General features: G+C 69.5%; 12 protein-coding genes. 9 read left to right on the plus strand and 3 right to left on the minus strand.

The genetic code is table 11. From position 1 onward, the window contains the following. Positions 1 to 198: 198 nt before the first annotated feature. The 3 genes from ACRDSK_RS15875 to ACRDSK_RS15885 form a co-directional block, all read right to left on the minus strand. On the minus strand, positions 199 to 612 hold the full coding sequence (locus tag ACRDSK_RS15875; protein WP_431441705.1) for a TlpA family protein disulfide reductase: 414 nt from the start codon (positions 610 to 612) through the stop codon (positions 199 to 201). Then, on the minus strand, positions 609 to 1,511 hold the full coding sequence (locus tag ACRDSK_RS15880; protein ID WP_431441707.1) for an LmeA family phospholipid-binding protein: 903 nt from the start codon (positions 1,509 to 1,511) through the stop codon (positions 609 to 611). Before ACRDSK_RS15880 ends, ACRDSK_RS15875 begins: the two co-directional genes overlap by 4 nt. Before the next feature lie 82 nt (positions 1,512 to 1,593). Beyond that, positions 1,594 to 2,103: a hypothetical protein gene (locus ACRDSK_RS15885; RefSeq protein ID WP_431441708.1), complete on the minus strand. Its 510-nt coding sequence runs from the start codon at positions 2,101 to 2,103 to the stop codon at positions 1,594 to 1,596. Between the two features lie 136 nt (positions 2,104 to 2,239). Between ACRDSK_RS15885 and ACRDSK_RS15890 the strand changes: the two genes are divergently transcribed. The 9 genes from ACRDSK_RS15890 to ACRDSK_RS15930 form a co-directional block, all read left to right on the plus strand. After that, on the plus strand, positions 2,240 to 2,959 hold the full coding sequence (locus tag ACRDSK_RS15890; protein WP_431441710.1) for a winged helix-turn-helix transcriptional regulator: 720 nt from the start codon (positions 2,240 to 2,242) through the stop codon (positions 2,957 to 2,959). A 292-nt stretch (positions 2,960 to 3,251) separates the two neighbouring features. Next, positions 3,252 to 4,112 (plus strand): mycothiol synthase, encoded by an 861-nt coding sequence (gene mshD / locus ACRDSK_RS15895; RefSeq protein ID WP_431441726.1) that lies wholly within the window; start codon positions 3,252 to 3,254, stop codon positions 4,110 to 4,112. A 209-nt stretch (positions 4,113 to 4,321) separates the two neighbouring features. Further along, positions 4,322 to 5,431: a phosphate ABC transporter substrate-binding protein PstS gene (gene pstS, locus ACRDSK_RS15900; protein ID WP_431441712.1), complete on the plus strand. Its 1,110-nt coding sequence runs from the start codon at positions 4,322 to 4,324 to the stop codon at positions 5,429 to 5,431. A 112-nt stretch (positions 5,432 to 5,543) separates the two neighbouring features. After that, a complete protein-coding gene (gene pstC, locus ACRDSK_RS15905; protein WP_431441714.1) occupies positions 5,544 to 6,530 on the plus strand; it encodes a phosphate ABC transporter permease subunit PstC in 987 nt (328 codons plus the stop codon). Continuing rightward, on the plus strand, positions 6,530 to 7,618 hold the full coding sequence (gene pstA / locus ACRDSK_RS15910) for a phosphate ABC transporter permease PstA (RefSeq protein ID WP_431441716.1): 1,089 nt from the start codon (positions 6,530 to 6,532) through the stop codon (positions 7,616 to 7,618). Before pstC ends, pstA begins: the two co-directional genes overlap by 1 nt. A gap of 29 nt (positions 7,619 to 7,647) precedes the next feature. Next, positions 7,648 to 8,427 carry a phosphate ABC transporter ATP-binding protein PstB gene (pstB, locus tag ACRDSK_RS15915; RefSeq protein ID WP_431441717.1) on the plus strand — a complete coding sequence of 260 codons (780 nt, stop codon included), beginning with the start codon at positions 7,648 to 7,650 and terminating at the stop codon, positions 8,425 to 8,427. 136 nt (positions 8,428 to 8,563) lie between these two features. Continuing rightward, the gene (locus ACRDSK_RS15920; protein ID WP_431441719.1) at positions 8,564 to 8,962 is read left to right on the plus strand and encodes a hypothetical protein; all 399 of its coding nucleotides are present in this window, start codon (positions 8,564 to 8,566) and stop codon (positions 8,960 to 8,962) included. Next, complete coding sequence (locus ACRDSK_RS15925; RefSeq protein ID WP_431441720.1) at positions 8,959 to 9,519, plus strand: DUF3558 domain-containing protein; 561 nt, start codon at positions 8,959 to 8,961, stop codon at positions 9,517 to 9,519. Before ACRDSK_RS15920 ends, ACRDSK_RS15925 begins: the two co-directional genes overlap by 4 nt. Positions 9,520 to 9,540: 21 nt before the next feature. Next, positions 9,541 to 10,735: PPE domain-containing protein (locus tag ACRDSK_RS15930; RefSeq protein WP_431441722.1), on the plus strand; the 1,195-nt coding region annotated here is incomplete at its 3' end.

A 10,735-nucleotide genomic window follows, 5' to 3' on the forward strand; every position in this document is an offset into this window, starting at 1 on the left:
ACCAGCACGGGTGGAGGCCGAGAGAGGCAGTCCGCCCGTCAGTCAGTTGCCAGACACAGACTCGAGTCGACGCGGCAGTAGTCGACCGCGCGACGCCTGGTCAGCAAGGTGTACACGTCCAGCACATTACCGGCGGCTCTCTCCTCCTGGGAGGTGCGTCCACTTCGTGAGACGGCCCGATCTGGTGATTTCCGCAGGTCAGGCGGTCGCGAGGTGCGGGCGCAGCGCCTCGATCAGTGCATGTCGCCGCGGGACACCGCCGATGCGCAGGAGCTCGGTGCCGCGCTCGTCGACCGCGAGCGTGGTCGGGGTGCGCAGCACGGAGAGCTCGCGAGCCAGGTCGGGCCGGTCGGTCACGTCGAGCTCGGCGTGGTGCAGGCCTTCGGTGCGCTCGGCCAGGTCGGACAGCAGCACGCGGGTGTGCCGGCACGGTGCGCAGAACGTGGTGGACAGCTGGACGAGCGTGACGCCGGCCGGGGCGAGCGCGCGGCGCACGTCCTCGGGCAGGTCACCGGCGCGGGCGTCGCGGACGCGGCCACCCCGGGCGCGCAAGGTGAGACCCAGCACGGTCGCCAACACGAGCGTGCCGATCACCACCAGCGCACCTGTCATCCACCACTCCCGCCGAGCACGACGTCGAAGGCCTTGCCCTCGACCGACAGTACGCCCGGTTCGACATTCACCGCCGTGGGTGTGACGGTGAAGGGCAGCTCGCCGGGGTCCAGGGTGACCGTGAGCATCTGCAGGATGCCGGCCTCGAACTGCTCGGGCAGCTCGCCGGAGCCGAGCACGCTGTTGTTCACCTCGAGCCGGGACGGGGTGAACTTCGCCTTCGCGTTCTCCACGAGCTCGATCAGCCCGTTGGCGCAGAAGTCGGTCTCCTCGCCGCCGATGTCGCCGGTGGCGCAGATCTTCGCGCCGGCCTTGGTGTCGTCGTCGTCCTCGAGTTCGTCGGCGCGCTCGGCGGCGGCCTGCTCCTCGTCCGTCCGGTCGTCGGGGTCGGACAGCGCCTCCGACTCGCTGATCGGGTCGATGGTGAGGTTCGAGATCGAGGAGATCAGCGGGTTCTCGTTCCGCTGGACCGCGCGGGCCACGTCGGAGGACCTGACGCGGACCTGGCCCTCGACCTGGTCGACCGCGACCTGCTTCAGCGAGCCGGACAGCAGGTCGCCGAGCGGCGCCTGCACGCCCATCAGGTCGACGTGCACCTCGAGGTCGCGCAGCGTGTCCTGGACCGGCACGCCCTTCGCGTCGATCGAGACGTGGCCGTACTCCCCGGAGATCGCCTGGACCAGGAAGGAGAAGCCCTGGACCTTGACCGAGGGGTCGTCGGTGAGGTGGAACTGCTCGCGGGCCCGCTTGGACACCTGGTACTCGAAGACCGCGGCGGCGCCGAAGTCGGCGGCGACCAGCAGCCCGATGACCACGAGGAGCGTGATGACGAGCCTGCGTGTCCGCCGTCGCCGCCTGGGCGGGGTGCGGGGTGCGGGGTGTTCCGTCATGGTCGTCATGCCGCCGTTCGCTCCGATTCGCTCGTTCCGTCCTCGCACAGGGCCGCCAGCCACGCCGCGCTCCGGTCGACCAGCGCCGGCGTCATCGCGGTCTCGGCATGCCGCGCTCGAGCCACAGTTCCGCGCGGCCGCCGGTGGCCCGCCGCAGGGCCAGCGGGTGGCCGACGCCCACGTAATGATCCCCGTCGCCGTGCCCGAGCGATAACGGGGTGGGTGCGATCCGGTGCGCGACCTCGACCGGGCTCGCCGGGATCTCGATCGGGGACGGGGCGACGCGCACCCGCAGCGCACGCATGGCGAGTCGCCCGTGCGGCGGCTCGGCCAGCCAGAACAGCCGGCCCGTCGCGTCGGTGTTCCGGGTCCACCAGCGGGCCGCCGCGCCGACCGCGCCGACGGAGTCCGGCCGGTGCTCGCCGGTGGCCGCGTGCAGGACCGCGACCGAGCCGCCCATGGAGAAGCCGAGCGCGACTACCGTGTGTCGCCGCGCCAGCCGGTGGAGGACGCGCGCGACGAACGGCTTGCGCACGTGGTTGGTGGACCCGTGGCCGACGACGACGGCCAGTTCGTTACGGGAATGTTTCCGTCGCAACATCAGTCCCGTGAGTCTCACGTCGTCGGCCGTGTACTGCTGCACTCGTGTGACACATGCGTCACGACCAGGACGTTTCGTGGACACAGCGGCTATTCTCCCGGAAAGCCACGGAGCGTACCCAGAGAGGCGGGCCCTGATGAGCCTCGACCTGCTGCTGCTCACCGCGGACCCGACGCCGGGCTCGGTCGTGCCATCCCTGATGTTGCTGCCCCACCAGGTGCGCACCCAGCCGCCCGAGGTGACCGCGCTGCTCGACGCAGGGTCACGGGACGTGGTGCTCGTGGACGCGCGTGTCGACCTCGCCGCGGCGAAGAGCCTGTGCCGCCTGTTGACCAGTGGGGGCGACAACGCCCCGGTCGTGGCGATCGTGAACGAGGGCGGCCTGGTCGCCGTCAACGCCGAGTGGCGGGTGGACGATCTGCTGCTGCCGACCGCCGGCCCGGCCGAGGTGGACGCCCGGCTGCGCCTGCTGACCTCGCGCGGCCCGGCCGGCACGCCCGGCGCCGACGGTGCCCTGCGCCTGGGCGAGCTGGTGATCGACGAGGCGACGTACATGGCGCGGCTGCGCGGGCGGCCGCTGGACCTGACGTACAAGGAGTTCGAGCTCCTGAAGTACCTGGCGCAGCACGCGGGGCGGGTGTTCACGCGGGCGCAGCTGCTGCAGGAGGTGTGGGGCTACGACTTCTTCGGCGGCACGCGCACGGTGGACGTGCACGTGCGGCGCCTGCGGGCCAAGCTCGGCACGGAGCACGACCAGATGATCGGCACGGTGCGCAACGTGGGCTACAAGTTCGTCCAGCCCCCGAAGCCGTCGGCCGCGTCCCAGCCCGTCGACGGGATCACCGCCCGCCGCTGAGACGAATCGCGTCAAGGCCCGAGCAATTCCGGCGCGAATTGGCGCGGACACGCAGAATTCTCCGCGCGCACGCGCGCGGCCACACACCTGCGCGCCCGCGCCCGCACATGCCCGCGCGTGCAGAACGCCAGAAACGCAAATCCCCCACCCTCTCCGGGGGCCACCCTCGATGCCAGCCTATCGCTGACCACCGACGAAATGGCCCGACCGAGGTGCGACTGTGGATAACTCGCGCCCTGTGGACAACTCCCGGCGCGAGTCGGGCGTCGTCGGTAGCGTCGTGGGCGTGGACATGACCTGGCAGGAGCCCGAACCCGGCGACGACGTGCGGGCGCTGCTTCTCGCAACCAAGGAAACCGACGGGCGGCCCGAGATCGAGGCGGGCGGACCGCTGCCACGCGAGTTCCGCGGCGGCTTACACCTGCTGGCACGGGAGGGCGCGGACGACCTGGTCGGCTACGCGCACCTCGACACCGGCGGCGACGCCTTCGGCAACCAGGTCGCCGAGGTGTTCGTGCACCCGGCCCACCGTGGCCGCGGGTACGGCACCGGTCTCGTCGGCGCGGTGCTCGACCGGGCGGGCCCGAAGCTGCGGATCTGGTCCCACGGCGACCACCCCGCGGCCGCGCGCATCGCCGAGAAGGCCGGCCTCGATCGGGTCCGCGAGCTGCTCAAGATGCGCCTCGACCGCGCCATCGAGCTGCCCGAGCCGAAGCTCCCCGGCGACGTCACCGTGCGCGCCTTCGTCCCCGGCCGGGACGAGGCGGACACCGTCGCGGTCAACGGGCGCGCGTTCGACTGGCACCCCGAGCAGAGCCAGCTCACCGTCGAGGAGCTGATCGCCACCGAGCGTGAGACCTGGTTCGACCCGGAGGGCTTCTTCCTCGCGGTCAAAAACGGCACGGTCGTCGGGTTCCACTGGACCAAGGTGCATCCGGGTGACATCGGCGAGGTGTACGTCGTCGGTGTGGATCCGGGGGCGCAGGGCGGCGGGCTGGGCAAGGCGCTGACCCTGGTCGGGCTGCATCACCTGCGGAAAAAGGGCCTCGGCGACACCATCCTGTATGTCGAGTCGGACAATTCGCCTGCGGTCGCCGTTTATGAGCGATTGGGCTTCGTCATCGCCGAAACGGATGTCGCCTATCAGCGGTAGGGAATCCGGCCGCCGTCACTCAATGCAACGAAAGTCACAAACCGGCGTTGTTCACCTGCTGTTCATCTCAACACCCGGCCCTGGCCATTCCTCTTCCCTAGCGTCCGCGCTGTGCCGCGATTCAGCAGCGCACCTGAGTGCCGTGCCGTCCGGGCGAACTGCCGGTGGGCGTGCCAACTCGTGACATCGACATACCTCGAGAGGACCCAGTGAAGCGCATCCGCTACGGCCGCATCGCGGCCCTCGTCGCTGTCAGCGCCCTCGCGCTGACCGCGTGCGGCAACGACCCCGTCGCTTCGACCGATCCCGGCGGTGGTGGTGGTGACTCTGAGTCGAGTGAACTGTCCGGCGAGCTCGCCGGTGCCGGGGCCAGCTCCCAGGAATCCGCCATGCAGGCCTGGATCGCGGGCTTCGGCGCGTCGAACCCGGACGTGATCGTCAGCTACGACCCGGCTGGCTCCGGTGCCGGTCGCACCCAGTTCGGTGAAGGCGCGGTCCAGTTCGCCGGGTCCGACTCGGTGATGGACGACGAGGAGCGGCAGGCGGCCAAGCAGGCGTGCGGTAGCGATGCCATCCACCTGCCGCTGTACATCAGCCCGATCGCGCTGATCTACAACCTCCAGGGCGTGGACAACCTCCAGCTCTCGCCGGCCACCGTCGCGGGGATCTTCGACCGCAAGATCACCAAGTGGAACGACCCGAAGATCGCGGCGGACAACCCGGGCGCCAAGCTGCCCGGTACCAACGTCACTCCGGTGAACCGCTCCGACGAGTCCGGCACCACGGAGAACTTCACCGAGTACCTCGCCGCCACCGCCAAGGGTGCCTGGAGCTACGAGCCCAGCGGTGACTGGCCGAAGAAGGGTGGCCAGTCGGCGCAGGGCACCTCGGGTGTCGTCCAGACGGTCCAGGGTGGCCAGGGCACGATCGGCTACGCCGACGCCAGCCAGGCCGGCCAGCTGGGCAAGGCAAAGATCAAGGTCGGCGAGAACTTCGTCGAGTCGTCGGCCGACGCCGCGGCGAAGATCGTCGACGAGTCCCAGAAGGTCACCGGCGGGCCCGAGCACGACCTGGCCTATGACCTCAAGCGCGACACCACCGCCGAGGGCACCTACCCGATCGTGCTGGTCTCGTACCTCATCGTCTGTCAGACCTACAAGGACGCCGCTCAGGGTGAGCTCGTGAAGGCGTTCGTCGGCTACATCGCGAGCGAGGAGGGGCAGAAGGCAGCCGCGTCGGCCGCCGGCTCCGCACCGATCTCGCCGGACCTTCGGACCGAGGCCGACGCCGCCGTCAAGTCGATTGGCGCCGGTAGCTGATCAAGCCGAATTCCTTGTACGCCTCGAACCCGCCGGGTGGGCGATCCCGTTCGCGTGGTCGCCCACCCAGCGGCGCTTGCCCATTACCGCTCACGGAGATTGAGTTGTGACCATGACCGGCCGACCGGCGACCGCGCGCAAGCCGCCGAAGCCACCAGCCAAGCCGGGCGCACCCCGGCGGATGGGCGATGTCGTCTTCTCGGGCTTCGCCCGGGGTGCCGGCGTCCTCATCCTCGCCATCCTCGCCGCCGTCGCCATCTTCCTGCTGGCAGAGGCATGGCCGGCGATCAGTACGCCCGCCGGTGAGCTCCAGGAGAAGATCCAGTGGATCGAGGACGGGCAGTCGCTCTTCGGCTACGTCGGCCCGCTGGTGTTCGGCACGGTCCTCGCCGCCGCCATCGCGCTGGTCATCGCGACACCGGTCGCCGTCGGTGTCGCGCTGTTCATCTCGCACTACGCGCCGCGCCGGCTCGCCCAGGGCCTCGGCTACATCGTCGACCTGCTGGCGGCCATCCCGAGCGTCGTCTACGGCCTGTGGGGCGCCCTGTGGCTGATGCCGCAGATGTTCCCGGTCTTCCAGTGGCTGAGCGACAACCTCGGCTTCATCCCGCTGTTCGCCGGCCCGCCGTCCGATCCGCCCCGCACGATCATGACCGCCGGCATCGTGCTCGCGGTGATGATCCTGCCGATCATCACCGCGGTGTCCCGCGAGGTGTTCCTGCAGACGCCGGTCCTGCACCAGGAGGCCGCGCTCGCACTCGGCGCCACCCGCTGGGAGATGGTGCGGCTCTCGGTGTTCCCGTTCGCCCGGTCCGGCGTCATCAGCGCGACGATGCTCGGTCTCGGCCGCGCGCTCGGTGAGACGATGGCGGTCGCCATGGTGCTCTCGCCGGGCCTGTCCTACTCGATCTTCCTACTGCAGGCGGGACAACAGCAGAACATCGCGGCGAATATCGCGCTGAAGTTCCCGGAGTCGACCAGCCTCGGCGTCAACGTGCTGATCTTCACCGGCCTGGTGCTGTTCGTGATCACCCTCATCGTCAACATGATCGCGCGGTGGATCGTCTCTCGGCGCGCCGAGTTCTCGGGGGCGAACTGATGGCGACCCTGCAAGATCCGCTGGCCGAGCAGCTCGGCGGCAAGAAGCTGAGCCACGGCAAGCTGCCCCGGTTCACCGCGTTCGGCCTGTTCGTGCTGTCGGTCGCGGTCATGTCCGGCGTGCTGACGATGTTCGACGCGTTCAGCATCCCGTTGGCCGTCTTCCTCGGCGTCGTGGCCTTCGGGGTCGTGATCCTCGTGGTCTCCGGCCTCGTCGAGGGCAGCCGGTCCGCCCGCGACCGGTTCGCCACCACGCTGATGTACTGCGCGTTCGGGCTCGCGGTCATCCCGCTGATAAGTCTGCTGTGGACGGTGCTGAAGTACGGGCTCGAGCGGTTCGACCTCTACTTCCTCAGCTACACGATGCGCGGCGTGTTCGGCGGCATGGACGCCGGCGGCGTGTACCACGGGATCGTCGGCACGCTCGAGATCACCTTGTTCGCAACGCTCATCTCGGTGCCGATCGGCCTGCTCACCGCGATCTACCTCGTGGAGTACGGCCCGACCCGGCTCGGCCGGGGCATCACGTTCTTCGTGGACGTCATGACCGGCATCCCGTCCATCGTCGCGGGTCTGTTCGCGTACGCCCTGTTCGCGGCGTTCCTCGGCCCGGGCGTGCGCCTGGGCGTGGTGGGCTCGGTGGCGTTGTCGGTGCTGATGATCCCGGTGGTCGTGCGGGCCACCGAGGAGATGCTCAAGCTGGTGCCGAACGAGCTCCGCGAGGCGGCCTACGCGCTGGGCGTGCCGAAGTGGCTCACGATCGTCAAGATCGTGCTGCGCACCGCGGCGGCCGGCATCGTCACCGGCGTGATGCTGTCCGTCGCCCGCGTCATCGGCGAGACGGCGCCACTGCTGATCACCGTCGGCGTCGTGAACTCGGCCAACTACGACCTGTTCGACGGCAGGATGATGACGCTGCCGGTGTTCGTGTTCCGGCAGTACAGCCAGGGTCTCGCGCCCAACGGCGTCGTCACGATCAACTACGACCGGGCCTGGGCGGCCGCGCTGGTGCTGATCATCATCGTCATGCTCCTCAACCTCATCGCCCGGCTCGTTTCCCGGATCTTCGCGCCGAAGACCGGCCGCTGACGCTCACGACAAGGAAGACGCGACACACGATGGCGAAGCGACTCGACATCTCCAACCTGAACATCTACTACGGCGACTTCCTCGCGGTCGAGGGCGTCAACATGGCCATCGAGCCCCGAGCGGTGACCGCGTTCATCGGCCCGTCCGGGTGTGGCAAGTCCACGGTGATCCGCTCGCTCAACCGGATGCACGAGGTGATCCCCGGCGCCCGCATCGAGGGGCGCATCGCGCTCGACGGTGAGGACCTCTACTCGAGCACGGTCGACCCGGTGCAGGTCCGGCGCAACATCGGCATGGTGTTCCAGCGGCCCAACCCGTTCCCGACCATGTCGATCCACGCCAACGTCATCGCCGGCATGCGGCTGAACAACCGGCGCATGTCGAAGAAGACGGCCGACGAGATCGTCGAGCGGTCGCTGCGCGGCGCCAACCTGTGGACCGAGGTGAAGGACCGGCTCAACAAGCCGGGCTCGTCGCTGTCCGGTGGGCAGCAGCAGCGCCTGTGTATCGCGCGGGCCATCGCCGTGCAGCCGGACGTGCTCCTGATGGACGAGCCGTGCTCGGCCCTCGACCCGATCTCGACGCTGGCGATCGAGGACCTGATCGGCCAGCTCAAGAGGGACTACACGATCGTCATCGTCACCCACAACATGCAGCAGGCCGCGCGGGTGAGCGACCAGACCGCGTTCTTCAACCTCGCCGGCGTGGGCCAACCGGGCCGCCTGGTGGAGATGGACTCCACGGAGCGGATATTCTCCAACCCCGCACAGAAGGCGACGGAGGACTACATCTCGGGCCGCTTCGGCTGAACCCCAGCTCACCGACCTGCGTACTTCTCTAAAGGGAACCCGAACGGGCCGAGATCCGTCACAATGGGGACTCGCTCGGGTGCCCGTTGGTACCGTGCGGGTGTGATCTGAGGCGTTAGAACAAGGGGGCCGGACTATGGTCGCTCCGGGCATCGGAGCCATTAGCGCCGCGGTCGCGAGCATCGCTCAGAACGCGGCGAGCTTTGCCAAGGCGGCATCGGAGGGATCCTTCGCGGTCAGTGAGAACGGTGGCCGTGCGTTGCTCCAGGCGATCCGTGAGATGCGCGACTGGATCAACGCTCAGGACAACCGGCTGTACCAGCTGCAGCAACCTCCGCCGCTGGGGACCAGCCATGGCGCCGAGACGCTGAAGCCCTACGTGCAGAACGTTGCCACCGACCAAGAGGGCTTCATCACGATGCTCAAGGCGTTCGGCGACTCACTCGACCAGGCCGAACAGGGCATCCAGGACGCGATGGCCAACTACAAGACCATGGACACCCAGCTCGCACGGCCCTACACGGCAGAGGCGTGACTGTGAGGCTTCGGCTCGTCCCGATCATGGCTGTCGCGGCGCTGATGCTGGCCGGCTGCTCTCAGGAGACACCCGGCGACGCCTCGCCCGGCCCCGACAGCGGCACGGACCGCCCGGGGATCCCCACCGGTGGCCTGCCGACCGAGACCGAGCCCACCGAGCCTGCTGGCGAGTCGGGCACCGCCGATCTGAAGCCCTGCGAGCTGCTCGCGGGCGACGAGCTGACGCAGCTGAGCCTCGGCGGTGAGGGGGTCGAGGACGAGGTCGCCGGGCAGCGCGGGTGCCTGTGGACCGCGTCCGGCAGCCACACGGTCACGGTCAGCATCGCCGACGACTTCGGGCTCGACGACGTGCAGTCCAGTGGCCCCACGACGGAGATGAAGGTCGGCTCGCACGACGCCGTCCAGTCGACCGGCGGCGTCAGCAGCTGCGCGATCAATCTCGGCGTCACCGAGACGTCCCGGGTCGACGTAATCTCGGCTGCCAACGGTGACGAGGCGAAGGCCTGCGACATCGCGAAGCAGGCCGCGGAACTTGTAGAACCCAAACTGCCCTGAGGTAACTGGGAGTAGCTAGCGATGGCACCGGGAAGCTCGACACGCTCGTCGGATAATGACGGTCCCTACCAGGGCGGTCAGTACGACCCGACGCGCGATCCGAACAGTGACTACTACATCGACCGTGGCGACACGTCGGATACGGGCACGCAGGTCCAGCAGAACGCCGAGACCACCGCCGACGGGCAGGAGACCGGGGACGGCCTGTTCGCGCAGGTCATCAACATCATCACCCGGCAGAACCGCGTCGACACGGCCTACAACCAGGAGCTCAGCGAGCAGGCCAGGCAGCTCGCGGAGGGCGTGAACACCCGCCAGCCGCCGGCGATGATGACCGGGAACTACCTGAGCAACCCGCACCCCGAGCTCAAGACCATGGTCACCGAGAACGTCGACCCGGGTGCGGTCGGCGAGATGGGCGACACCTGGATCGAGGCCGGCAACGCCATGACCCGCTTCCAGAGCGGTGTCGCGAGCGCGATCAACAACAGTGAGTCGGACTGGCAGGGTTCGGCCGGCAACTCGGCCCGCACGTTCATGGCGGGCGTGGGCAACTGGGTCGGCAACGCCGGGCAGAGCGCGCAGCTCGCCGGCACCCAGACCAACCTGCAGGCCTCCGCGCTCGCCGAGGCGAAGCGCTCGATGCCCGACCCGGTCGAGTTCGACGTGGCCGCGGCCAACCGCGACCTGCAGACGACCACGAACCCGGTCGAGTACATGACCAAGTACAACAGCTACATGACGACCTACAACGACCAGCAGGAGGCGCACCAGCAGGCGGCGCAGGTCGTGAACACCTTCGACAGCAGTCTCGCCACGGCGAGCACGATGCCCGCGTTCGCACCGCCGCCGACGATGGGCGGCGGGGACGGCACGCTCCGCGAGATGGGCGGCGACCGGGTCGGGAGCACCGGCCAGGGCTCGGGCACGTTCGCGTCGGACGGCGGCTCGAACGGCTCGGGCAGCTCCTCGGGTGGCCCCGGCGGGGGCGGCACGTCGACGATCCCGACACCGGGCGGCGGTGGCACGGGCGGCGGTGCGGGCGGCCCGGGCGGCGGCGGTACGGGCAGCGGTGGTCCCGGGTCCGGGACCGGCCCCAGTGGCGGCGGCGACTTCCCCGGCGGCGGCGGTTTCCCGCCGGGCGGCGGCACGGGTCCCGGCGGCGGCCAGGGGCCGGGCGGCGGTAACTCCAACATCCCCGGCGGCGGGGCGGTGC

The sequence above is a fragment of the Actinophytocola sp. genome (assembly GCF_050699915.1).
GTDB lineage: Bacteria > Actinomycetota > Actinomycetes > Mycobacteriales > Pseudonocardiaceae > Actinophytocola.